Source organism: Kitasatospora acidiphila, from assembly GCF_006636205.1.
Lineage (GTDB): Bacteria > Actinomycetota > Actinomycetes > Streptomycetales > Streptomycetaceae > Kitasatospora > Kitasatospora acidiphila.
This window is the reverse complement of sequence record NZ_VIGB01000003.1, coordinates 4,760,859-4,784,007: the sequence shown is the minus strand read 5'-3', so window position 1 is coordinate 4,784,007 and position 23,149 is coordinate 4,760,859. Positions and strand designations below refer to the sequence as shown.

General features: G+C 73.8%; 17 protein-coding genes, 1 tRNA gene, 1 pseudogene and 1 riboswitch. Of the genes and pseudogenes, 9 read left to right on the top strand and 10 right to left on the bottom strand.

All coding sequences use genetic code 11. From position 1 onward, the window contains the following. Positions 1 to 11 precede the first annotated feature (11 nt). Entirely contained in the window at positions 12 to 3,233 is a 3,222-nt protein-coding gene (locus tag E6W39_RS22600) for a hybrid sensor histidine kinase/response regulator (RefSeq protein WP_141635081.1), read from the top strand. A gap of 62 nt (positions 3,234 to 3,295) precedes the next feature. On the opposite strand, the gene E6W39_RS22595 is transcribed toward E6W39_RS22600, so the two are convergent. Together E6W39_RS22595 and E6W39_RS22590 are read right to left on the bottom strand one after the other, a co-directional pair. Further along, positions 3,296 to 4,972, bottom strand: a complete 1,677-nt coding sequence (locus E6W39_RS22595) for a long-chain fatty acid--CoA ligase (RefSeq protein WP_141635080.1) — start codon at positions 4,970 to 4,972, stop codon at positions 3,296 to 3,298. A 137-nt stretch (positions 4,973 to 5,109) separates the two neighbouring features. Then, a complete protein-coding gene (locus E6W39_RS22590; protein WP_141635079.1) occupies positions 5,110 to 6,066 on the bottom strand; it encodes a LysR family transcriptional regulator in 957 nt (318 codons plus the stop codon). A 114-nt stretch (positions 6,067 to 6,180) separates the two neighbouring features. Between E6W39_RS22590 and E6W39_RS22585 the strand changes: the two genes are divergently transcribed. After that, a complete protein-coding gene (locus tag E6W39_RS22585) occupies positions 6,181 to 7,116 on the top strand; it encodes a zinc-binding dehydrogenase (protein ID WP_141635078.1) in 936 nt (311 codons plus the stop codon). Between the two features lie 25 nt (positions 7,117 to 7,141). Next, a complete protein-coding gene (locus tag E6W39_RS22580) occupies positions 7,142 to 7,552 on the top strand; it encodes a nuclear transport factor 2 family protein (RefSeq protein WP_141635077.1) in 411 nt (136 codons plus the stop codon). On the opposite strand, the gene E6W39_RS22575 is transcribed toward E6W39_RS22580, so the two are convergent. Beyond that, on the bottom strand, positions 7,549 to 8,451 hold the full coding sequence (locus E6W39_RS22575) for a glycoside hydrolase domain-containing protein (RefSeq protein WP_141635076.1): 903 nt from the start codon (positions 8,449 to 8,451) through the stop codon (positions 7,549 to 7,551). The genes E6W39_RS22580 and E6W39_RS22575 overlap by 4 nt on opposite strands. A gap of 183 nt (positions 8,452 to 8,634) precedes the next feature. Here E6W39_RS22575 and E6W39_RS22570 point away from each other — a divergent pair, with 183 nt between their 5' ends. Further along, positions 8,635 to 9,615, top strand: a complete 981-nt coding sequence (locus E6W39_RS22570) for an EamA family transporter (RefSeq protein ID WP_141635075.1) — start codon at positions 8,635 to 8,637, stop codon at positions 9,613 to 9,615. A gap of 21 nt (positions 9,616 to 9,636) precedes the next feature. Here E6W39_RS22570 and E6W39_RS22565 read toward each other — a convergent pair whose 3' ends face one another. The 6 genes and pseudogenes from E6W39_RS22565 to E6W39_RS22540 form a co-directional block, all read right to left on the bottom strand. After that, entirely contained in the window at positions 9,637 to 9,969 is a 333-nt protein-coding gene (locus E6W39_RS22565) for a hypothetical protein (protein ID WP_141635074.1), read from the bottom strand. A 180-nt stretch (positions 9,970 to 10,149) separates the two neighbouring features. Beyond that, a pseudogene (locus tag E6W39_RS22560) lies at positions 10,150 to 11,513 on the bottom strand (FAD-binding oxidoreductase). A gap of 75 nt (positions 11,514 to 11,588) precedes the next feature. Beyond that, entirely contained in the window at positions 11,589 to 12,380 is a 792-nt protein-coding gene (locus tag E6W39_RS22555) for a COG4705 family protein (protein ID WP_141635073.1), read from the bottom strand. 114 nt (positions 12,381 to 12,494) lie between these two features. Beyond that, positions 12,495 to 13,163: a hypothetical protein gene (locus E6W39_RS40520; protein WP_141635072.1), complete on the bottom strand. Its 669-nt coding sequence runs from the start codon at positions 13,161 to 13,163 to the stop codon at positions 12,495 to 12,497. 284 nt (positions 13,164 to 13,447) lie between these two features. Further along, positions 13,448 to 13,535: transfer RNA gene (locus tag E6W39_RS22545), tRNA-Ser, on the bottom strand. Between the two features lie 74 nt (positions 13,536 to 13,609). Further along, on the bottom strand, positions 13,610 to 15,484 hold the full coding sequence (locus E6W39_RS22540) for a S1C family serine protease (RefSeq protein WP_228718290.1): 1,875 nt from the start codon (positions 15,482 to 15,484) through the stop codon (positions 13,610 to 13,612). A gap of 239 nt (positions 15,485 to 15,723) precedes the next feature. Next, positions 15,724 to 15,872: riboswitch (TPP riboswitch) on the top strand. Here E6W39_RS22540 and E6W39_RS22535 point away from each other — a divergent pair. The 4 genes from E6W39_RS22535 (at position 15,864) to E6W39_RS22520 (ending at position 20,015) form a co-directional block, all read left to right on the top strand. After that, positions 15,864 to 17,237 carry a purine-cytosine permease family protein gene (locus E6W39_RS22535; protein WP_141635071.1) on the top strand — a complete coding sequence of 458 codons (1,374 nt, stop codon included), beginning with the start codon at positions 15,864 to 15,866 and terminating at the stop codon, positions 17,235 to 17,237. (Overlaps the previous riboswitch by 9 nt.) Positions 17,238 to 17,298: 61 nt before the next feature. Then, positions 17,299 to 18,141 (top strand): glycerophosphodiester phosphodiesterase family protein, encoded by an 843-nt coding sequence (locus tag E6W39_RS22530; RefSeq protein ID WP_141635070.1) that lies wholly within the window; start codon positions 17,299 to 17,301, stop codon positions 18,139 to 18,141. A 227-nt stretch (positions 18,142 to 18,368) separates the two neighbouring features. After that, positions 18,369 to 18,914, top strand: coding sequence for an ATP-binding protein (locus E6W39_RS22525; RefSeq protein WP_141637888.1), 546 nt, complete (start codon positions 18,369 to 18,371; stop codon positions 18,912 to 18,914). 126 nt (positions 18,915 to 19,040) lie between these two features. After that, positions 19,041 to 20,015, top strand: coding sequence for a DUF5926 family protein (locus E6W39_RS22520; protein WP_141635069.1), 975 nt, complete (start codon positions 19,041 to 19,043; stop codon positions 20,013 to 20,015). Between the two features lie 305 nt (positions 20,016 to 20,320). On the opposite strand, the gene E6W39_RS22515 is transcribed toward E6W39_RS22520, so the two are convergent. Next, positions 20,321 to 21,034, bottom strand: coding sequence for a bifunctional DNA primase/polymerase (locus tag E6W39_RS22515; RefSeq protein WP_141635068.1), 714 nt, complete (start codon positions 21,032 to 21,034; stop codon positions 20,321 to 20,323). A 532-nt stretch (positions 21,035 to 21,566) separates the two neighbouring features. Between E6W39_RS22515 and E6W39_RS22510 the strand changes: the two genes are divergently transcribed. Further along, entirely contained in the window at positions 21,567 to 23,078 is a 1,512-nt protein-coding gene (locus E6W39_RS22510) for a PP2C family protein-serine/threonine phosphatase (RefSeq protein WP_141635067.1), read from the top strand. Positions 23,079 to 23,149 lie beyond the last annotated feature (71 nt).

Genomic DNA, 23,149 nt, shown 5'->3' with positions numbered 1-23,149 from the left:
AGACCTTCGACGTGAGCAGCAGGCCGATCCGAGGCGCTGCTCGCCTCGCCGCGATACTCGACGCGCTGCCCGATGCCCTTCTGCTGGTGAACAGCAACGGCACCGTGGTGGACGCCAACCAGGCGGCCGTGCAGGCGATGCAGACACCCGGTACCTCTCTGATCGGCCGTGGGGTGCTCGACCTGCTGCCGGAATTCGATCCCAGCCGGATCCCCGGCTCGATGCGCCCGGTCCCCAAGGACACCGACGAGGCCGCCAAGCCGGTCCGGATGACCGCCCGCCGCACCGATGGCAGCAGCTTCCCGTGTGAGGTGCTCGGCAACGACTTCGCCGATGACGGCGCCTCCGAGGGCCGCGGCTACGCGTTCTCCCCGCCGGCGCCGTACGACCCGTACCGCACCGGCTCCAGCGCCAACGACCTACTGCTCCTCATGGTGCGCGACCTGAGCGGCCGGCTCGGTGTGGAGGCGGAGCTGCGCCGCCAGCACAAGCAGACGGAGATGATCCTGCGGGCCGCCGCCGAGGGCGTGCTCGGCGTGGACCTCGAGGGCCGGGTGGTGCTGGTCAATCCGGCCGCGGCGCACATCCTGGACTTCCGGGCCAGCGAGTTGGGCGGCCGCGAGCTGCACACCCTGGTCCAGCACTCCCGGGCCGACGGCACCCCGCTGGCCGCCGACGAGTCGGCACTTCTCGACACCCTGTCGTCCGGCCGCAAGCACCGGGTGCGCGGCGCCACCCTGTGGCGCAAGGACGGCCGCCCGGTCACCGTCGACCTGACCACCGCCCCGGTGCGGGACGGCGACCAGTTGGTGGGCGCCGTCATGACGTTCACCGACCGGACCCAGGAGCTGGCCCTGACGGCCCGCGCCGAGCATCTGAGCGCGGTGCTGGAGACCGAGGTCAGCGGTGCCCTGCAGGCGCTTCGCGACCGGATCGACAGACTGGCCGCCGACCCCGCCGGGCAGCTGTGGCCGGAGGCCAACTGGATGCTGCGGGCGCTGGCCGACGACTGCCGGCGCTTCGGGGTGCTGATCGAGGGCGTGCTGGCGCACCAGCAGGCCGACGGCCCCGAGCAGGAGCTGCACCGCGCGCCCACCTCCCTGGAGAAGCTGGTGACCGGCGCCGTCGAGCAGGCGGGCCGGCTGGTCGGCCCCGGTCGGCTGCGCTTCTCGGTGCACGCCGGCTCCGTCGAACTGACCGCCGACCAGGAGCGGCTCGCCCAGGCGCTGGCGTATCTGGTGGCGGACGTCAGCGGGGTCGCGCTGACCGGCTCGGTGGCCGACGGCGGCGAGGCTCCGATGGTGGTGGTGGCCGCCGCGCAGCGTGCCGACATGGCCCGGGTCGAGATCCGCGGTCCGGGCAAGGGCGGCAGCAAGGTGTACGTGCCGATCGCCCGGGACCTGGTGGAGCGGCACGGCGGCGTGCTCCAGCCGCATGAGCTGCCCAGTGGCGGCACCACCTATGTGGTGGAACTGCCGTTGGACGATGCCGCGGCCGAGGCGGCGGCGGCCCGCTCCGCGAACGGCGGGCACCAGGTGCCGCGTGAGACCGACACCGCCGTGCTGCCCGACCTGCCGCCGGAGATGGTGGACGCCCTGGTGGGTTCCGCCGGCGCGAAGTCGGCCGAGGCGGAGCCCGCCGAGGCCGAGGCGGCGGCTGCGGGCCCAGGGGCGCCTCCCAGCGTCCCCCAGCCTCCGGCCGGGGGGACCCCCATGGCCGGCGGAGAGTCCGCACCGGTCGACCTGACCAAGCCGCAGCAGCCCGCCGAGCAGCCCGCGCCCCCGAGCGGCCCGCGCCGCCGCCGGGCGCTGCCGGAGCGGGCGCCCGCCGCCGAGCAGCCCGCCCGGCCCGCGGTGCCCGCGGTGCAGCCGTATCCCGGTCTGGAGCAGGCGCTGGCCGGCGGTGACTCCGCTCTGCCGGTCTACCCCGGCCTGGAGAACGCCCTGCCGGTCGAGCCGCGCACCCCCGTCGCCGAGGCGCCGGCTCCGACCGGTCGCCGCCGTCGGCTCGGTCTGCCGGGCGGCGAGCAGTCGGCGGGCGCAGGGCACAGCGGTGGCGCAGGCCAGTCCGCCGGCGCAGGCCAGATCGGTCTCGCCGGGCAGTCCGGTGGTGCCGGGCAGACCGGCGGCTCCGGTCCGATGGCGCTGGAGCCCGCCCGACCGACCGAGGCCGGTACGGCCAGCTCGCTGCCGGCCCGTACTGACGCGCCGACGCCGCCCGCATCCCCCGCCGTGCCCGTGGGCAGCGGCCTGGCCGAGCTGACCCCGCCCCGCCCGGTGGGGCACTTCGGCAGCGCCTTCCCGGCCCCGGCCGCCCCGCTGGAGCAGCGCACCCCGCCCCGCCCGGTCGCCGCCCTGGCCCCCGCGCTGCCCGCGCCCGGCCAGAGCGAGCTGCCCCGGTTGACCGGGGAGGACGAGGGCGCCGCCCCGGCCGCCGCCCCTCGGCTGCCCGAGTACCCGGACTACCCGCCCATGGTCAGCCCGGCGGCGGACGGCCGGCCGCGGCGGCTGCTGGTCTGGCCGGAGCCCGATCCGTCGACCAAGCAGGCGCTCCAGGAGCGCGGCTACCGCCCGGTGATAGTCCGCTCCCGCGAGGAGGTGGACGCCCAGGTCGCCGCTTATCCGGCCGCGCTCTTCGTCGACCCGCTGACCGGCCCGATCACCCGCACGGCGCTGCAGTCGCTGCGCACCGCGGCGCTGAACAGCCGGGTGCCGGTACTGGTCACGGCCGGTCTGGGCCAGGCCACCCGGGACGCCGCGTACGGCGCGGACCCGGCGGTGCTGCTGCGCGCACTGGCGCCCAAGGACAGCGAGCACCACGCGGCCCGGGTGCTGCTGGTGGAGGGCGACCCGGACATCGCGGCGGCGCTCACGGCCAGCCTGGAGCGGCGCGGCATGCACGTGGAGCACGCGGCCACGGAGGACGAGGCGGTCGCCAAGGCGAGCAACGTGCAGCCCAACCTGGTGGTGATGGACCTGATGCGGATCCAGCGGCGCCAACTGGGCCTGCTGGACTGGCTGCGGGCCAACGACCGGCTGCACCGCACCCCGCTGGTGGTCTACACCTCGGTGGACCTGGATCCGGCCGAGCTGCCCCGGCTGCGCACCGGCGAGACCGTGCTCTTCCTGGCCGAGCGCTCGACCAGTCCGGACGTGCAGCAGCGGATAGTCGACCTGCTGGGCCGGATCGGCTCACTGGACGTGGTCAACGGGGAGCGCCAGCACGCTGTTTGATGGTCCGTCAAGCCATCGTGCCGCGCCTCGGACCGACCGGGGCGCGGCACGGGTTCGGCGGCTCAGCTCTTGCCGTCCTCCCAGACGACGTCCAGGCGGCCGGCCGCGTAGTCGGCGCGGATCACCTTCTTGTCGAACTTGCCGACGCTGGTCTTGGGCACCGACTCGACCAGCGTCCAGCGCTCCGGCAGCTGCCAGGAGGCCACCCGCCCGGCGAGGAAGGTCCGCAGGCCGGGCAGGTCCACGGCGGCGTCCGGGCGCAGCACCACGGCGGCCAGCGGGCGCTCGCCCCACTTCTCGTCCGGCACCGCCACCACGGCGGCCTCGGCGACCTCCGGGTGGGCCATCAGCTGGTTCTCCAGTTCCACCGAGGAGATCCACTCGCCGCCGGACTTGATCACGTCCTTGGCCCGGTCGGTGAGGGTGAGGAAGCCGTCCGGGGTGATGGTGCCGACGTCGCCGGTGCGCAGCCAGCCGTCCTCGGTGAACTTGTCCTCCGGGCGCTCCGGCTCGTTGCCCGCGCCGCCGTAGTAGGCGCCGGCGATCCACGGCCCGCGCACCTCCAACTCACCGGCGCTGTGGCCGTCGTGCGGCACCCGCTCGCCGCCCGGGCCGATCAGGCGGGCCTGCACCCCGGCGGGGAAGACGCCCTGCATCGCGCGGTAGTGCCACTGCTGCTCCTCGTCCAGCCCGGCCGGCGGCAGGCCGAAGGTGCCCAGCGGCGAGGTCTCGGTCATGCCCCAGGCGTGCACCACCCGGATGCCGTGGCGCTCCTGGAAGGCGCGCATCAGGGCCGGCGGGCAGGCCGAGCCGCCGATCACCACCTGGCGCAGCGATGAGACGTCGTAGGGCTGCTGACGGCCGGTCGGGTGGTCCAGCTCCTCCAGCAGGCCGTTCCAGATGGTCGGCACGGCGGCGCTGACGGTGGGCTTGACCTGCTCGATCATCGCGGCCAGCGGCTGCGGCTGCAGGAACCGGTCCGGCATCAGCAGGCCCGCGCCGGACATGAAGGCGGCGTAGGGGATGCCCCAGGCGGCCACGTGGAACATCGGGACCACGGGCAGCGCCACATCGGCCGGCGTCAGGCCGAAGGCGGCGGCCGCGTTGCCCTGCAGGCAGTGCAGGAAGATCGAACGGTGGCTGTAGACCACGCCCTTGGGGTCGCCGGTGGTGCCGGAGGTGTAGCAGATCATCGCCGGGCTGCGCTCGTCGATCTCGCTCTGCCACGGGTAGTCGGTGGGCCGCCCGGCGATCAGTTCCTCGTACTCGTGCACGCTGCCGGTGAAGCCGGCCAGCAGCGAGCGGTCGGCCGGGCCGCTGATCACGATGTGCTTGAGCGAGGTGAGCTGCGGCAGCACCGCGGCGAGCAGCGGCAGCACGCTGCCGCTGACGATGATCACGTGGTCGGCGGCGTGGTTGACGATGAACGCCAACTGCGCGGCCGGCAGCCGCAGGTTGAGCGTGTGCAGCACGCCGCCCATCGCGGGGACGGCGAGGTACGCCTCCAGGTGGTCGGCGTTGTTCCACATCAAGCTGCCGACGACGTGCTCCGGCGTGACGTCCAGCTCGTCCCGCAGCGCGTGGGCGAGCTGCGCGGCCCGGGCGCCGACCTCGGCGAAGGTGCGGACCTGGGGGCCGGTGCCGTCCCAGGTGGTGACGGTGGCCCGCCCGTGGAGGGTTGACCCGTGCTCCAGGATGCGGGCAACGGTGAGCGGTACGTCCTGCATGGTGCTGAACACGCGGTGGGCCTCCTTGACCGGGCTGCTCTGCCAGGTGCCGCGCAGGCTACCCACCGGTAGCCGCGCGGCCCAAGTGCCGATTCTGGACCCGCCGGGCGCCCGATGTCAGCAGGTTCGGGCGGAATGAGACATGCGGCTCAGCTCACGGCCGCCCGCAGCTCGGCGGACTCCGCCTCCGGCAGCCAGTCGCGCTCCGGGTGGTACTCCAGCCAGCGGCGATGCCGGCCCGTTTCGGCGAAGGCGTGCAGCAGGGCGGGGATGCCGGGGTGGGGGGTGCGCTCGGGCCAGACCAGGGACCAGGCGTAGAGGGGGGTGGGGTCGACCAGCGGGATGGTGCGCAGGCCCGGGGTGGCAGCGGGCAGCGGAACGTCGGCTGGGAGCAGGGTGACGGCGGTCGGGGAGGCGGCGAGGTGGGCCAGGAAGTGCTCGGCGCCGAGGTTGGACTCCACGGCGAGTGAGGTCAACTCGAAGCGCTCGGCGAAGCGTTGCAGGAACTCCAGGCGGACCAGCGCGGCGGGGAGCAGGAGTTGGCTCGCCCGCAGGTCGGCCGGTGTCAGCGAGGTGGCATCGGCCAGCGGGTGGTCCGGGCCGACCACGGCGTCCACCGGCTCCAACCTGACCAGCCGGTGGGCGAGTTCGCGGTCCCGGTCGTCGGGCAGCGGGTGGTGGCGGCCGAAGCCGGCGTCGATCTCGCCGCGCAGCAGGGCGGCCAGCACCGAGGGCAGGTCGCGGCCGTGCCCGATCTCCACCGCACCCGGCTCGACGGCCACCTCGCCCACCGTGCGCAGCGGGGCGAACAGGTGGCCCCAGACGTCCAGCCGCAGCGGGCCGGCCGAGCCGCGCACCGCGTTGACGGCTGCGGCGCAGGCCGCCAGCACCGCGCGGGCCGGCTCGATGAGCCGTTCTCCGGCGGCGGTTGGCACCGCTCCCCGGCCGTCCCGGTCGAGCAGCCGCTCGCCGAGCGTCGCCTCCAGGCGTGCGATCCGCTTGGAGAGGGCCTGCTGAGTGATCGCCAACTCCTTGGCGGCACGGCCGAAGTGGTGCTGCTCGGTGACGGCCAGGAAGGCCCTCAACTGGGCCGGGTCAAGATCCACGAAGCCCATCCTCGCCGACAACCAGCGGTTGTCAAGGCTGCCCGGCGGTTGTTGGACCGGTGCCGTCCCGCGGCGGGAGGGTGGTCACGTCAACACCGCACGGAGGAGCCAGAGATGAAGGCGTTCACCGCCACCCGCGACGCCGCGGCAACCGTCCGCCTCACCGAGGTCGCCGAGCCGGCACCGCGCCCCGACCAGGCCCTGGTCAAGGTCGAGGCCTACTCGGTCAACCGCGGCGAGACCTTCCAGCTGGAGCGTCCGCCCGGCGGCGACTGGCGGCCCGGCAAGGACGTCGCGGGCCTGGTGGTGCAGGCCGCGCCGGACGGCTCGGGGCCGCCGGTCGGCTCCCGGGTGGTGGGCCACCCGCCGGCGCTCGGCTGGGCCGAGTACGTGGCGGTACCGACCGGCCAGCTGGCGGTGCTGCCCGAGCAGTTGGGCACGGTCCAGGCAGCCGCGCTGCCGCTGGCCGGCCTCACCGCGCTGCGGCTGCTGCGCACCGCCGCCCGGCACACCGGCCACCTGGCGGGCCGGCGGATCCTGCTCACCGGCGCCTCCGGCGGCGTCGGCCACTATCTGACCGAGCTGGCCGCCGCAGGCGGCGCCGAGCTGACCGCAGTGACCGCCTCGGCCGAGCGCGGCCACCGCCTGGGCGAGCTGGGCGCGGCCCGGGTGGTACACCAAGTGGCCGACGCCGAAGGGCCGTTCGACCTGGTGCTGGAGTCCACCGGCGGCGCCGACCTGCCGATCGCGCTGGCCCGGCTGGCCAAGCGCGGACTGCTGCTCTGGTTCGGCCAGGCCAGCCGCCAGCCCGTGACCCTGGACTTCTTCGCCCTGCTGAACGGCCCGACCAGCGCCACCATCCGGCAGTTCAGCTACGCCGACGTGGACGAGCCGGACGGCGCCGACCTGGCCACCCTGGTCCGCCTGGCCGCCGAAGGCCGGCTGCACCCCGAGCTGGGTACCGTGCGGGACTGGCACGACACCCCGCGCACCCTCGCCGACCTGCGCGGCCGGCAGATCCGCGGCAACGCCGTCCTGACCGTCAACTGATCTTTTCCGCGAAGGAGTTGGACCAATGACCGAGCTCGACCCGAAGGCCGTCGTGATCCGGTACGTCAACGCGGTCATCGACGGCGACCTGGACGTGATCCGGGCCAGCTTCGCCGAGGACGCGACCTGGCACTACCCGGGCGACCTGCCGCTGAGCCGGGTGTGGACCGGCCGCGACGCCATCGTGGACGACTTCCTGGTCGGCGCCGGCAGCCTGTTCGCCCCGGGCGGCGCGCCCAAGGTGACGCTGGTCAGCGTGCTGGCCGACGGCGACAAGGTGGTCGCCGAGTGGAAGGCCGACGGCACCGCGGCCGGCGGCGGGCAGTACGCCAACCGCTGCCTGGGCATCTTCACCGTCGCGCAGGGCCGGATCACCGGCGTCGAGGAGTACCTGGACACCAAGCACGTCGCCCAGGTGCTCTTCCCGCAGGGCTAACGCGCCACCAGGGTGTCGAGCTGGTCGGTGTCGACGTCCAGCTCGACACCGCCCCAGGTCTGCGCCTTGCTGCCGGTCAGCTGGTGCGCCCGGCGGTGCTCGGGCCACTGGTCGGCGTCCAGCGCGCCGGAGCCGTCGGTGGAGCTGCGGTTGTCCCAGCGGGCGTACCAGACGGCGTCCGGCAGCGGAGCCGCACCGGCCCGGGCGGCGTCCGCCAGGTCGGTGATGCCGGAGTCGACGCTGGAGTAGAAGCCCGAGAAGTAGCCCGCCAGGTGCAGCGCCTGGGTCCAGCCCTCGGCGAAGTCGATCACCGCCTTGGCGCAGTCGGCATCACCCGGCTGGTAGGCCTCGATGTCCAGGTAGATCGGCGTGCCCGGGCCCAAGCCCAGCACCCGGGCGCCGTGCACGGCCTCGGCGGCCTCCTCCTGCCCCTGCGCCGCCGCATTGTCCGGGTCGATCCGGTCCGGCTTGTCCGGCCGGTCCGCGCACGGCGCCTGGCGGCCGACGTGGGTGGGCATCAGCCGCCAGCCGAGGGCCCGCGCCTCGCGCACCCACTCCCTGGTCAGCTCGGGTTGCGCACAGGCTCGTTGGCTGCCGCTGGTGTAGATGCCGACCGCGCCGTACGGCGAGGCGCCGCGCCAGACCCGCATCGCGCCCAGCGGCGGAGCGGAGCAGGCGTCGAAGCCGCTGCCGGTGAACACGGTGTGCGGCGCGATGGTCAGCCTGGCCCGGCCCGGATCGGCGAGCACCGTGACCCGGTGCTTGCTCGCACTCGTGGCGGCGGGCCCGGCCATCGCCCCGGCCAGGGCGGCGGGCAGTCGATGGGCGCTGGCGTCGTTGGCAACCAGCAGCACCAGGACGGCGGCGGAGACGGCCGCCGGACGCAGGTAGCGCAGCATTCCTCAAGCCTGGGCGCCCGCCTCCGGCAGCGGGCCGAGCGACACCGGAGCACCCCCGATCTCCACCCGTTCGGGCGAGCCATCGATCTCGTGACGGACAGTCAGAGGAACAGCTCATGTCTTTGTATCACGTTCTAAGACAGGGGCTTGTCAGGTTTATGGTCCTGACGTCAGACTCGGCTGATGTCCACCACCGACCATCGCGAACCAGCCGCCCCCGCCATCCCGTCCACCTCGGCGACCGGGGCCGCCGCCCCGGCCGACGGCGGCGTGCTCGGGCCGGCACCGGCTCCGCTGCTCTGCGTGCTGGCCATGGTCGTCCTGCAGACCGGACTGGCCCTGGCCACGCACCTGTTCGGCTCGCTCGGGGTAATGGGCACCTCCTTCCTGCGGCTGTGCTGCGCCGCCGCGGTGCTGCTCGCCGCCACCCGGCCCCGACTGCGCGGCCGGAGCGCCCGCGATCTGGCCGCCGCGGCGCTGCTCGGCACCGCCTCGGCCGCGATGACCCTGTTCTTCGCGCTGACCACCTCCCGGCTGCCGCTGGGCACCGCGGCCACCCTGGAGTTCCTCGGGCCGCTCGCGGTGGCGCTGATGCACTCGCGGCGGGTGAGCCACCTGGCCTGGGCCGTGCTTGCCGCCGGCGGGGTGGCGCTGCTCACCCTGCTCGGCGGGGGCGGTGCCGGCGGGCACGCCCTCGACCCGCTGGGCCTGGCCTACGGCGGCGCGGCGGCCGTCTGCTACGCCGGCTACATCGTGGCCACCAGCAAGGTGGGCGCGGTCTTCCCGGGCTTCCAGGGGCTGGCCGTCTCGATGACCGTGGGCGCGGCGGTGCTGGCGCCGTTCGGCCTCAGCGAGGCCTGGCACGGGCTGGCCGGCTCCGCCCACCCCGGTCAACTGCTGCTGACCACCGCCGGAGTGGCGATGCTGCTGCCGCTGATCCCCTACGTGCTGGAGATGACGGCGCTGCGGCGGCTGCAGATGGGGCACCTCCCGGCCGAAGGCTGGGGGAGGGTGTTCAGCATCCTGCTCAGCCCGGAACCGGCGGTCAGCGCCCTGGTCGGGCTCCTGGTGCTCGGCCAACTGCTCGGCTGGGCCCAGCTACTGGGCATCGCCTGCGTGGTCAGCGCGAGCGCCGGAGCAACGCTGACGAGCCGCCACGACTGACGGCTCGTCGGCGATCACCGGTCAGCGCGGGTTGATCGGCGCGAAGGTGATGTCCACGTTGCGGTTGCCCTGGTCGGTCGAGACCACCCCGGAGTTGCCCTTGACCCCCAGGGTGTTGTTCTGGTTGGAGGCACCACCGCCGGTGGCCACCTGCTGGGTCGAGTTGGCGTTGCCGTCGACGCCGCCGAAGATGTTGCCGCTGCCCACGCTGGACACCACACCGGCATTGGAGTTGCCCGAGGAGCCGGCACCGTCGTCGGCGAACGAGGCGCCGGCGCCGGCCAGCAGCAGACCCGCGGCGAGCGGAGCCGCGGCGAGTGCGGCGATCGTCCGCGCCATGCGGATGCGAGCCATGCGAAATCCTCCACGAATTCGGGTATCTGGTACGGGAGTTCGCGGCCAGACGAACTCCTGCGGGCTGCGACGCCGAAATCCAGCCTGGGCAATCCGGCCGCCGACTTCCAGTGCCTGCCGGCCGATTCCCTCGATCGCGTGAGTCCGGCCGGCCGAACCATCCGACATCAGAGCGAACGGCTAGAACAGCTTGCCCGGATTCAGGATCCCCAACGGGTCGAACACGCCTTTGAGCTGCCGCTGCAGCTCCAGCCCGACCGGCCCCAACTCCCGGGCCAGCCACTCCTTCTTCAGCAGCCCGACGCCGTGCTCCCCGGTGATCGTGCCGCCCAGCGCCAGCCCCAGCGCCATGATCTCGTCGAAGGACTCCCTGGCCCGGGCCGTCTGGTCGGCGTCGTCCGCGTCGAAGACCACCACCGGGTGGGTGTTGCCGTCGCCCGCGTGGCTCACCACACCGATGGTCAGCCCGCACCGCTCGGCGATCCGGGCCACCCCCGCCAGCATGTCGGCCAGCCGGGAGCGCGGCACCGCCACGTCGTCCACCATCGTGGTGCCCAGGGTGTCCAGCGCGGGCAGCGCCAGCCGGCGGGCCGCCAGCAGCAGCTCCGACTCGGCCCGGTCCGCGGCCGGCACCACCTCGGTGGCCCCCGCCTTGCGGCACAGCTCGGCCACCGCCGCCAACTCCCGCTGCGGCTCGACCCCGTCGAACGCCACCAGCAGCAGCGCCCGGGTGGACTCCGGCAGCCCCATCCGGCCCAGCTTGTTGACCGCCCGCACCACCACGCCGTCCATCAGCTCCATCAGCGACGGGGTGAAGCCGGCCTCCACGACCGCGTTGACCGCCGCGCAGGCCGCCCCCGGATCCGCGAACTCGGCCGCCAGCGCCAACTGCGGGGCGGGCTTGGGGCGCAGCGCCAGCACCGCGCCGACCACCACCCCGAGGGTGCCCTCGGAGCCCACGAACAGCCGGGTCAGGTCGTAGCCGGCCACCCCTTGGCGGTGCGCCGGCCGGTGTGCAGCAGCCGGCCGTCGGCCAGCACCACGTCGAGGCCGAGGACGTACTCGCTGGTCACCCCGTACTTGACGCAGCACAGCCCGCCGGCGCCGGTGCCGATGTTGCCGCCGATGGTGCAGGACTCCCAGCTGGACGGGTCCGGCGGGTAGCTCAGGCCGATCTCCTCGGCGGCCCGGGAGAGCACCGCGTTCACCACGCCGGGCTCCACCACGGCCAGCCGGTTCACCGGGTCCAGCTCCAGGATCCGGTTCATCTTCACCAGCGACAGCAGGATGCAGCCGGCCACCGCGTTGGCCGCGCCGGACAGCCCGGTGCGGGCGCCCTGCGGCACCACCGGGACCCGCAGCTCGCCGGCGGTGCGCAGCACGTGCCGCACCTGCTCCACGGTGCTCGGGAAGACCAGCACCGCCGGCTTCCCGGACGCGCAGAACCCGGCCATGTCCTGCCGGTAGGCGGCGGTCACGGCCGGGTCCACGACCACCGCGGAGTCCGGGAGGCCGGCCAGCAGCCGGGTGGTCAACTCGCTCATCACGGGCTCCGTTCGGTTCGGTCGTGCCGGATCCGAGGACGGAACGGAGCCTACGCGCCCTGCGGCGCGAACGGGTCAGGCGTGCTTGCGCTTCTGCCGCCCGTGGGTGGCCTGGAGGTAGGCCACCACCAGCACGATCACCGCGGTCAGCACGGCGGTCACCGGGCCGTAGCCGTAGCCCAGGCCGTGGTGCTTCTTGGGCGCGCCCAGCCAGTCGGCGAGCGAGGCGCCCAGCGGCCGGGTCAGGATGTAGGCCAGCCAGAAGGCCAGCACCGCGTTCAGTCGCAGCAGCCAGTGCGCCAGCGCCGGCAGCGCGATCGCCACCGCGAACAGCAGCGCGCCCTCCAGCCAGCCGAGGTTGAAGCCGTACGCGGTCAGGTCGCCGACGGCGGTGCCCATCGCGAAGGTGGCCAGCACCGCGGCCCAGTAGAAGAGCTCCCGACGGGTCGTCCGGACGCTGTCGATGGCCAGTGTGCCCTCGGCCTTCTTCCACCAGGCGAAGATCACCACCAGCGACACCAGGAAGAGCGACGCCGACACCGGGTACGGCACCCCGACCACCACGTGCAGCCCGTCGGCCGCCATGGTGCCGAAGACGCTGACCATGACGATCGCGAACCAGTACACCACCGGCACGTAGCGCTTCACCCGGAACTGCAGCACCAGGGCCACCAGCAGGCCGAGGCCGCCCAGCCCCACCGCCGGGATCGGCCCCAGCGAGTTCGCCAGGGTGTCCGACGCGGTCTCCCCCATGCCGGTGGTCAGCACCTTGGCCACCCAGAACAGCGCCGTGACCTCGGGCACCTTGCTCAGCACAGCCCGCGCGGATGTGGCCGGCTCACTCGGCCGGAGTTGAGCAGTCGTCATGGCCGCCAATATGTCAGGCCGACCTGAAGACCACCTGAAGATCAGACTCGGCCGGAACGCCCCGGCCCCTGACCGTCGTCGCAGGTCAGGGGCCGGGCAGCACGGCGTCGCCGGTTACCAGTCGCCCCAGGTCCCGGTGGACCACAGGGCGCCGCCGGTGGTCGGACCGCCGCCGGCGCGGTAGACCACGAAGTTCCCGTCGTCCTGCACCTTGGCGTAGGCGCCGGGGCTGCGGAAGTCCGCGGTGGACCAGGTCGTCCCGTAGGTGGGGTTGAAGAGGAACAGGGTGCCAGTGGTGTTCGAGATGAACGCGATCGAGCCCGGCTTGCCCGAGGTCCCGGTGGACCACAGCGCCGCGCCGTCGCGCTTGCGGTAGAGCACCAGGTTGCCGTCGGCCTGGTTGACCAGCCAGACCGAGTTCGACTCGATCCAGGTGGTGGCCGCGATGCCCCGGCTCTCATCGAGGACGCTCCCCGCGTCCGCACCCCTGCCGACCGCCGGCGCGAGGCCGGTCGGGGTCTGCCAGAGGAACCCGTTGCTGAAGACGCAGAACCAGCCGTTCAGCAGCTGGGCCTTGGCACCCCAGTGGCCCCAGCTGTTGGTGCTCCACAGCGCGGCCGACGAGTCGGTCCGGCCCTGCAGGTAGACCACCAGGTTGCCGTCGGGCTGCATGTACGCGTACGCGCCGCTGTGGCCCCAGGTGCCGGTGGACCAGATGGCCGGGCCGTGGTTGCCGGTCGGGCCGACCAGGTACATCACCAGGTTGCCGTCGCCCTGCATCACCAGGGTCGACTCACCGTTGGTCAGGCTCTGCCCCGGCAGCAGCTGCTGCCCGCTCTCCAGGAACGTGTACGTCGTCGCCGGGGCAGCGGCCTTCGGAGCAGCGGCCTTCGGGCCGGTGCGGCGGCGGTGGCGGCCGGCGCGGTGACCGCCAGCGCGGCGGCACTGAGCAGCGCCACGGCGGTCCGTCTGAGCACGTTGGTGCGCCTCAAGAGAATCCCCCTCCGAAAAAGGGCGGGTACCGGCATGTCACCGGTACCCGCCCTGACCAGGCTTTCGCCTACCAGCGGAGAGCGTGGGATTCGAACCCACGGTACGGGGTCACCGCACGACAGTTTTCAAGACTGTTCCCTTAGGCCGCTCGGGCAGCTCTCCCAGGCGGAGGTCAGCCTAACGGGTCCAAGGGGGTGTGGTGCACCGGGTTTGGCGGGCCCGGTGCACCTTGTGGGTCAGTTGGTGTCGCCGGAGCGGCTGCCGAGGGTGACGGTGGTGGTGCTGGCCTGACCGTTGCGGGTGTAGTCCACCTGGACCTGGTCACCCGGGGAGTGCGTCCAGATGGTGGCGACCAGGGCCGGGCTGCCGTCGACCTGCACGCCGCCGAGCTTGGTGATGACGTCGCCCGCCTTGAGGCCGGCCTTGTCGGCGGGGCCGCCGGGGGTGACCGGCGGGGTGCCCTGGATGGACTGGGTCTGCACCTGGGCGCCGTCGCCGTTCTGGTAGTCGTCGTTGCGCAGGATGCCGAGGGTCGCGTAGACCGGGGTGCCGGTCTTGATCAGCATCTGGGCGACCCGCTTGGCCTGGTTGATCGGGATGGCGAAGCCGAGGCCGATGCTGCCGGCCTGGCCGCTCCCGCTGGAGTTGGACTGGATCGCCGAGTTGACGCCGATCACCGCGCCCTGGCCGTTGAGCAGCGGGCCGCCGGAGTTGCCGGGGTTGATCGAGGCGTCGGTCTGGAGCGCCATCATGTACGAGGTCTGGTTGCCGGCCTGGTCGCCGGACTGGACCGGGCGGTTCTTGGCGCTGACGATGCCGGAGGTGACGGTGCCCTCCAGGTCGTACGGGGCGCCGATGGCGATGGTCGTGTCGCCCACCTGCACCTGGTCGGAGTCGCCCAGCGGGAGCGGGACCAGCTTGCCGGCCGGCGGGTTGTCCAGCTTGACCACGGCGATGTCGTAGCCCTTGGCCTGGCCGACCACGGAGGCGGGGTAGGTGGTGCCGTCGGAGAACTTGACGGTCAGCTTGCCGCCGCCCTGGGCCGGGGCGACCACGTGGTTGTTGGTCAGGATGTGGCCCTCGGTGTCGAAGACCCAGCCGGTGCCGGTGCCGGACTCGCTGCTGCCCTCGGCCTTGATGGTGACCACGCTGGGCAGCGCCTTGTTGGCGATCCCGGCCACCGAGTCGGGCGCCCGGTTGGACGCCTGGGTGCCGCCGTTCACCGAGACCGTGGTGCTGTTGTGGCTGCTGCCCGCGTTGCCCGACGAGTCACCGCCCTTGATCGCGGCGCCCGCGACACCACCGGCCAGGCCCGCCACCAGGGCGATCGCGGCGATCAGGGCGACCAGGCCGCCCTTGCCCTTCTTGCGCGGGGCCGGCTGGCCCCAGCCGCCGGGGTAGTCGCCACCCGGACCACCCGGGTACTCGCCACCCGGGCCACCCGGGTAGTCGCCGCCCGGGCCACCGGGGTAACCGGGGCCACCGGGGTAGCCCGGGCCGCCCGGGGCGGTGGGCGCGCCGCCCCAGCCCTCGCCGACCGGGTGGCCGGCGCCGAACGGGTGGTGCGGCTCCTGCGGGGACCCGGCCGGCACACCGGCGGTGATCTGCGGGGCGACCCGGGGGTCGGCGGCGGCCGTCGGCGTCGCGTACGGGTTGACCGGGGGCTCCACGACCGTGGGCTCCGCCGCCACGGGCTCCGCGACCAGGGGCTCGACGGCCACGGGCTCCGCGGCGGGCGCCGGCTGGGCCGGGGCGGGCGGCAGCACCGGCGGCGGCGCGTCCACGTATCCGGAGCCGGCACCCGGCACGGCGGGCGGCGGCGCGTCGATGTACTCGGGCGCGCTCAGGCCCTCGGCGACGGTGGGCTCGCCGACCGGAGCGGCAGGAGCCTCGGGGGCCGGCACCCGGCCGAACGCCATCGTCTTGTCAGCCGGCGCGGCCGGCTCCGCCTCGGGAGCCGGCACCTTGCCGAACGCCACCGTCGGCGTCACCTCTCCGGTGCCCGGCGCCGCCGGACCACCGACCGCCGGAGTGCCCCCCGGCTCGCCGTGACCGCTGGAGAGTTGCTCCCCCTGCGGCCCGGTGGAACCACTCTCGTGCTCGGTGCTCACGGACGACCTCCATCGCTGACAGGACCTTGGCCCATAGTTTTTCGCATGCCCGATCTGGTTGCCGTAAGGGCCTGCCTGAAGAACTGGTAAGAATCCTTAGGCACACCCGACGGCCCGCGATCGCCCACCCCTCGGGACCACTCGATCGGCCTCGACCGAACGTGGTGTCCCGCCGATCCGGACGGCGCATTCCCCCATCCTTGGCGTATTCCGCGTGTCGGGCTACCCTTTCCGGGCCAAATCTGACACGCGGGAGCTTGGACCCACCAGGCTGAGAGTGCGCTGGTCGACCGTACGCCATGGCGATTTCGCCGGCGCGGGCGAGGGAGCGCAGACCGCCGGAACCTGTCCGGGTAATGCCGGCGTAGGGAGTTTCGCCATGACGGCTGCTTCGCCCTCCCCTGCCTCCACCGCGGTGCTGCAGGACGCACCGCCCGTTCGCGCCGAGGCGCCGCTGGTGCTGGACACCGCGCCGCCGCGCACCCTGGGCTTCCGGGACCAGTTCGCGCTCTGGGCCAACCTCGGGATCAGCCTGATCGGCTTCACCACCGCGAGCACCGTGCTCGGCGCCCAGGGCCAGGAGCTGTCGATCACCGCGGCGACCACCGCGATCGTGCTCGGCACCGTGATCGGCACCGCGATGCTCGCGGTGGCCGCGCTGATCGGCGCCCGCACCGGCGCCCCGGCGATGGCGGTGCTGCGCGGCCTGTTCGGCACCCGGCTCTCCTACCTGCCGACCGTGCTCAATGTGCTGCAGTGCGTCGGCTGGGGGATCTACGAGCTGCTGGTGATCTCCAGCGGCGCCCAGACGGTGGTCGGCACCCAGGGCTGGCACTGGCTGTTCGTGCTGGTGGCGGGGGCGGTGACCACGGTGCTGACGATCTGGCCGCTGGGCTCGATCACGGCACTGCGCAAGTACGTGGCGGTCGCCGTGGCCGTGGCGATGGTCTACTTCACCATCCAGCTCGGCCGGCACCACATCCCCAACCCGGGCCGCGGCAACTGGCACGGCTTCTCCCAGGCCACCGACGCGATCATCGCCATCTCGGTCTCCTTCGTGCCGCTGGCCGCCGACTACACCCGGCATTCCCGCACCGCGCGCGCCTCGTTCTGGGGCACCTTCTCCGGCTACACCGTCGCCCAGGTCTGGTGCTACCTGCTGGGCCTGGTCGCGCTGCTGCAGGCCAAGGGCAACAACGTGGACAACCTGCTTACCTCGTTCTCCGGGGTGACGGCCGGCTGGGCGTTCCTGCTGGTGCTGGTGCTGCGCGAGGCCGACCAGTCGTTCGCCAACGTCTACTCGACCGCGATGTCGCTGCACAACCTCCTCCCCCGGGTGGACCGGCGCTGGCTGACCGCCGGAATCGGCCTGCTGGTCACCGCGGTCGCGACCCAGATCAACCAGCTCGCCACCTGGTACTCCAACTTCCTCTACCTGATCGGCTCGGTCTTCGTGCCGCTGCTCGCGGTGCTGGCGGTGGACTACTTCCTCGGCCGCGGCCGCCGGCAGGGCTGGGCGCTCACCCAGGACGCGCCGTCCCGGCCGCTGCTGCTGCTCCCCTGGGTGCTCGGCTTCGCGACCTACCAGTACCTGTCGCCCACCCCGATCACCACCGGCTGGACCGCGTTCTGGACCAAGGCGCACTCGCTGCTGCACTACACCCCGGGCGACTGGACCTCGGCCTCGCTCTACTCGTTCCTGGTCGCCGGGCTCGCCACCTGGGCGCTGACCAGGGCGGCTCCCAAGGCCTGACGGTCCGGCTGTTGGGGTGCCCGTCGCGTTCGCGTCATCTCGCGGCTCTAGGCTGGAGCCCGTGACGACCCCCGATCTGACGGCCCCCAACGCCACCCGCACCGCGCAGACGGTGCAGGTGGTGGCGCACCGCGGCTCCTCCGCCGCGCTGCCCGAGCACACCCTCGCCGCCTATCGGCGCGCCCTGGCCGAGGGCGCCGACGCGGTGGAGTGCGACGTGCGGGTGACCGCTGACGGGCAGCTGGTCTGCGTGCACGACCGGACCATCGAGCGGGTCTCCGACGGCGGCCGCCGGGTGGTCTCCGCGCTCACCCTGGAGCAGCTGCGGGCCTACGACTTCGGCTCCTGGAAGCACCCCGAGCGGCCCGAGCCGCAGCCGGTGCTGACCCTGGAGAGCCTGCTGGAGCTGGTCGCGGACGCCGGCCGCCGGGTCGACCTGGCGATCGAGACCAAGCACCCGGTGCGGTTCCGGGGCCGGGTGGAGACCGAGCTGGTGGCGATGCTGCGCCGGTTCGGGATCGCCGGCGCGGTCGGGCCGTACGACGCCGACGGCGAGGGCGCCTCGGAGCGGCCGCACGCCCGGATCATGAGCTTCTCCGGGCTGGCGCTGGGCCGGGTGCGCAAGGCCGCGCCGGAGTTCCCCCGGGTCTTCCTGTTCGAGCACCCGGAGCTGCTGCGGCTCTGGCCGGGCGCCGGGCTGCCGCAGGGCGCGGTGGTGGCCGGGCCGGGCATCGAGCTGGTCCGCCGCCGCCCGGAGCTGGTCCGCGCGCTGCGGGCGGCCGGGCACCGGGTGCACGTGTGGACGGTGGACGAGCCGGCCGATGTCGAGCTCTGCCTGGAACTCGGCGTCTCGGCGATCATCACCAACCGGCCCCGCGCGGTGCTGGACCAACTCGGGCGCTGAGCGTACGCCCGGCGCAAGGCAATACCCGGGGCGGCGGAATCCCACTCCTGCGATTGACGCAGCGTAAGCGGATAATCACCTTTTGCGTACGCTGGGTCGCGAAAGTCGATGAGTGTCGCGACGACTTCACAATTGACGCACCCCGTGCACCCGGAGCCGTTTCCGTCGCATTCCACCGGGGCATCCATCCCTCGGCAAACGCTGAAGGAGGTCCGGGGGTGGCGTTGATGGTGGCGCGTGAAGTGCCGACTTCATCGACCATGGCGGTGCCGCACGGCCCGGCCAGCGTCGGGGCAGCCCGGCGCAGGTTGCGCCGTGATCTGGGCGACCAGGAGGTGCCTGACACCGTCATCGATGACGCGGTCCTGATCCTTTCCGAACTGCTCAGCAATTCCTGCCGCTATGCCCGGCCGCTCGGTCCATTGCTGGACCTTACGGAACGGGACATCGCCGAGGAATTTCCGGGCAATGGCAGCAATATGACGTGGCACCATGAAGTCAGGGATTCCGCGACCGAAGATCTCGGCGGCATCCTGGTGCGCTGGCAGATGCACGGCGACGGCACCCTGACCCTGGAGGTCACCGACGGCGGCGCGACCACCAGGCCGCTGCCGGCCCGGCCCTCGCTGACCGCCAGGGGCGGCCGCGGGCTGAGCATCGTCGGCCAGCTGGCCACCGACTGGGGGGTGCGCGACGCGCCGGGCGAGGTGACGGTGTGGGCCGCGCTGCCCGCGCACGACCGGGCACCGGAGCCGCAGCGGGTGCAGCCGTAGCTGCAGCGGGCGCGACGGTAGCCGTGGCAGGCGCGGCCGGGCGCCGCCGCGGGCGACGGTAGCCGGCCGCGGATTCTCAGTAGGCTGCCCCGGAGACACTGACCCCACTCCCGGGAGAGCCGCGCCATGGCCAAGAAGGCCGCCAACAAGTCCGCCCAGTCCACCGCCGCGACCGGCACCGTCCCCGTGGTCGGCGCCCGCGAGGCCTGCCCGTGCGGCTCCGGCCGCCGCTACAAGGCCTGCCACGGCCGGCAGGCCGCGCACGCCGAGCAGGAGCTGGTGCAGCGCCCGTTCGAGGGGCTGCCCGGCGAGGCGGACTGGGTGGCGCTGCGCGAGCTGGTGCCGGCCGCCACCGCTCCGCTGACCCTGACCGCCGCGGCGGCCGCCGGTGCCGCCGGCGAGGTGCCGTCGGTCACCCTGGCCACCGTGCTGCCGCTGGCCTGGCCGGCGCTGCGCCGTCCGGACGGCTCGATCCTGCTCGGTCTGCAGACCCAGTCGTCCTCCGGAGACCTGAGCCGGGACCTGGCCGACGCGCTCGTCCAGGCGCTCACCATCGAGCCCGGCACCCCGGTGCCGACCCGCCGGGCACCGGCCGACGGTCCGCGCCTGCAGGAACTGCTGGACCTGGACGCGCCGTTCGCGCCGGCCGTGCACACCGGCTTCGAGTTCTGGCTGGAGGACGCCGAGTCGGCCAGCGGCGAGGTGGCCGCGTCGCTGGAGCGGGCCAACGCCTCGGCGATCCCGACCGAGAAGCTGGCCGGCGTGGACAGCGCCTACTGGTGCGGCACCCCGGACAAGAACCACCTGCGCTGGGTGATGACGGTGCCGGAGGAGCAGCTGCTGGACGCGCTGGCCCGGCTCGCCGCGACCGGCGACGCCTCGCTGGGCGAGGGCACCAAGCTGGTCGGCTCGTTCCGCGCGCACGGCCTGACCGTGCCGGTCTGGGACCTGCCGGTGGAGATGTCGGCCGCCGACTGCGAGAAGCCGGCCGCCACCTTCGCCGAACGCCTGGCAGGCGCACTGGCCCAGGAGGCGCCGCTCACTGGCGAGGAGCGCCGGGCCCGGGCGAACCTGGTGAGCCGTCAGGTCACGCTGAACTGACCGGTGCTGGCGCCATGTGATCGTTTCCGGCCGAATCGGCGTGAAACTGGTCACATCCACCCGCCTGGGCAGGGAAATCTCAGGACCAACCCCGCCAGGGGCTTTGGCTATGGCGCCAATCCTTGTTACTGTTGAAAAGTCCGGTCGCTGGTGCATCCCCCGTCGCCAGCGGCCGGATTTTCCTTTTCTGGCCCAAAGTTGAGCGGTCGGGCCAAAGTCGGGCGGTCCGGCCCGAGTTGAGGGGCTGGGCCCGCCTTGAGCGGTCGGGCCCCGAACGTCAGCCGCGATCGGCCCCCGCCCCGCCGTCAGTAGGCCAGCCGGCTGCCGTCCGGCACCGCCGAGCCCGCCGCCACCAGCCCCTCCAACAGCTGTGCCACCGGCGGCAGTCGCACCCCGCCACCGGGCAGCGGCACCGGCCGCCGCACCCAGCGCACCGCCGCCTGGCCGAGCCCGACCCGCGACGGCGGCAGCACCAGGAACCCGCCCGGCCCGTGGTAGCGCACGCAGCTCGGCACCTGCCCGGGCGCACCACCGGGGCGCAGCGTCGCCTCCTGGGCGGCCAGCAGCTCGCCCAACTCCGGGTAGCCGTACGGCGCGACCAGCAGCGCGCACCTGGTCGGCCCGGCCAGCACCGGCCCGCAGGGGATCCGCAGCGCGTCCAGGTAGCCGAGCAGCCGGGCACCCGCCGCCGCGGGCAGGCTGACCGCCGCCACCGCCGTCCCCGTGGCCACCAGCACCGGCGCCTGCGGGCTGTGCCGCTCCCACCACCAGCGCACCATCCGGGCGTCGGTGGTGGCGGCCAGCAGCGACTGGCCGTGCGGGTGCGCGGCCGGCACCGGGCAGTGCGGATCGGCGCAGCCGCAGCACACCGAGGGCCCGGTGCCGTCGCCGGCCCGCAGCACCGGCACCGCACCGGGCACCACCGGCCAGTGCCACCGCTGGGTGCAGGTCAACGCCGCCTGCAGCAGGGCCTGTCGGGTCCGGCGGTGTCTGCCGGACGGCTCCCGCGTCTCACGCATGGGCACTCGTTCCTCTCCGTGACCGGGTGGATCAAGGCGAGCGGGTGGATCACGACCTGACGCGCGGCCGGACAGCCGCAGGAGGCAACTCGGGGAAGGCACCGCCGGCCATGGGGGTCCCCCCGGCCGGAGGCTGGGGGAGCGAGCGGCCGGGGTCATGGTTTCGAGAATCCCTGATGCGACCGGATGGACGCCGTTCGGCGCCGTCCGGTTCCACCGTACGAGTGAGTGACTTCTGGTCAGCGCGGTTGCCGGGCGGGGGGATCCTTACGCTCCGGGCAGGGTTCCGGCAGCCTTCTGGTCAGCTTCTGCCCGCTCCCGGGGTGCTCCACTCCCGCGGCGGTTCCCAGGAAGTCCTCATGGCCGTGGCGGATGCGAGGAAGCGCCGGGGAAGAACCAGCCATCCGGCTGCGGCCCGATCCTGGACACGTACCGACCGACCTGTGTAGAAACGGGACATTAAAGAGTGGTTTGGCCGGGCTTGGGCCATGGGGGTCCGGGCGGTCCGGGCCACCGCGCTGGGAGTCGCGGCATGAGTGACAAGCGTCCGTCCGGTGCCAGTGGGACCACGCCCGAGCGGGAGGACGGCAGCTCTGCCTGCGACCAGTCGACTGACGGACCGTCAACAACCGGTGGACGACTGACCAGCCTGCTCGACCTGCCCCAGCGGGCGGCCGCCGCCCCCTGGCCGGCCGAGGTGCTCGTCCCGCTGGAGCCGCCGGCGGCGCTCGACTGGCTGCAGCACCACACCGAGCGGCTGGCCACGGCCCGCGACCTGCCCGCCGCCCTGACCGCGCTGCTCGACTCCGGCGCCGAACTCCTCGGCGCCCGCTGCGGACTGCTCGTCACCCTGGCCCGCGGCGCCGACGGCGGCGAACCGGCCGACCCCTGCGGGCTGCGCGGCCCGATCGGCGCCGGCTGGCCCGACCACGCGGGCCACGGGCCGATGGTCGGCCTGGCGCTGGACCGGGCGGCGATCGGCGCGCTGGAGACGGTGCCGGTGCGCCAGGGCCCGTTCGCCGGGCTGCTCGACCCGGTCGACCGCCCCGACCAGCTGCTCCACCCCGACCTGCTGGACGGCACCGAGGTGTCCCCCCGGTTCCGCGAGGTGGCGGCCGACCTGGGGCTCGCCGCCTGCTACGCGGTGCCGCTGGCCACCGCCGAGGACGGGCCGCTGGCCGCCGCCGCCTGGTTCTTCCCGGAGCCCACCCGCCCCGCCGCCGACCGCCAGGAGCTGGCCCGCCGCTACGCCGCCTTCGCCGCACCGCTGCTGGCCTGCCGCCTGTCCGCCGAGCGCGGCCGCCGCGCCGCCGAGGCGCTGCGCCGCGGGCTGCTCCCCGACCACCTGCCGCGGCCGGCCGGCCTGCGGCTGGCCGCCCGCTGGGTGCCGGCCGGCCTGGAGCAGGCGGGTGGCAGCGACTGGTACGACGCGATCGGACTGCCGGACGGCTCGCTCGGGCTGAGCGTCGGCTCGGTCACCGGTGACGGCCCGGGCGCCGGGCCCGGCTCCGCGCCGGGTGCGGCCAGCGCGATGGGCCGGATCCGGGCCGCGCTGCGCGCCTACGCGGTGCTGGAGGGCGAGGACCCGGTGGCCGTGCTCGGCGACCTGGAGCTGCTGCTCAAGACCACCGAGCCGACCCGCACCGCGACCGCCGTCTACGCCTGCGTGGACCCGCTGGAGCGGCAGATCACCCTGGCCGGGGCCGGCGCCTGCCCGCCGATCCTGGTCACCCGGTACGGCGCCAACTTCGTGGAGACCTCGCTCTCCGCACCGCTCGGCATGCTGAGCTGCTGGGAGGCGCCCGGGGTGGAGCTGAGCGCCGAGCGCGGCGACCTGCTGCTGCTCTACACCGAGGGCCTGGCCCGCCGCTGCGGCGCCACCCTGCACGCCGGCCAGGCCTGCCTGCGCAAGGCCGCCGCCGACGCGCCCCGCGACTTGCGCAACGATCCGGACCGGCTGTGCGGGTACCTGCTGGCGACGTGCGCGAGCGAACCCGTCCAGGCGGCGGACGACCTGGTGATGCTCGCGGTGCGGTTCGAGTAGAAGGTTCCTCGCGTCCTTCACGCAACCTGACGCGGCCCCACCCGCCTGTACTGATGCACCGTCACCATGCG

Coding starts and splice junctions, on each gene's coding strand:
- E6W39_RS22585 (WP_141635078.1), top strand. CDS start 6,181: ATGAAGGCGTTCACCGCCACCCGCGACGCCGCGGCAACCGTCCGCCTC.
- E6W39_RS22580 (WP_141635077.1), top strand. CDS start 7,142: ATGACCGAGCTCGACCCGAAGGCCGTCGTGATCCGGTACGTCAACGCG.
- E6W39_RS22575 (WP_141635076.1), bottom strand. CDS start 8,451: ATGCTGCGCTACCTGCGTCCGGCGGCCGTCTCCGCCGCCGTCCTGGTG.
- E6W39_RS22570 (WP_141635075.1), top strand. CDS start 8,635: ATGTCCACCACCGACCATCGCGAACCAGCCGCCCCCGCCATCCCGTCC.
- E6W39_RS22565 (WP_141635074.1), bottom strand. CDS start 9,969: ATGGCTCGCATCCGCATGGCGCGGACGATCGCCGCACTCGCCGCGGCT.
- E6W39_RS22555 (WP_141635073.1), bottom strand. CDS start 12,380: ATGACGACTGCTCAACTCCGGCCGAGTGAGCCGGCCACATCCGCGCGG.
- E6W39_RS22535 (WP_141635071.1), top strand. CDS start 15,864: ATGACGGCTGCTTCGCCCTCCCCTGCCTCCACCGCGGTGCTGCAGGAC.
- E6W39_RS22525 (WP_141637888.1), top strand. CDS start 18,369: ATGGTGGCGCGTGAAGTGCCGACTTCATCGACCATGGCGGTGCCGCAC.
- E6W39_RS22520 (WP_141635069.1), top strand. CDS start 19,041: ATGGCCAAGAAGGCCGCCAACAAGTCCGCCCAGTCCACCGCCGCGACC.
- E6W39_RS22515 (WP_141635068.1), bottom strand. CDS start 21,034: ATGCGTGAGACGCGGGAGCCGTCCGGCAGACACCGCCGGACCCGACAG.
- E6W39_RS22510 (WP_141635067.1), top strand. CDS start 21,567: ATGAGTGACAAGCGTCCGTCCGGTGCCAGTGGGACCACGCCCGAGCGG.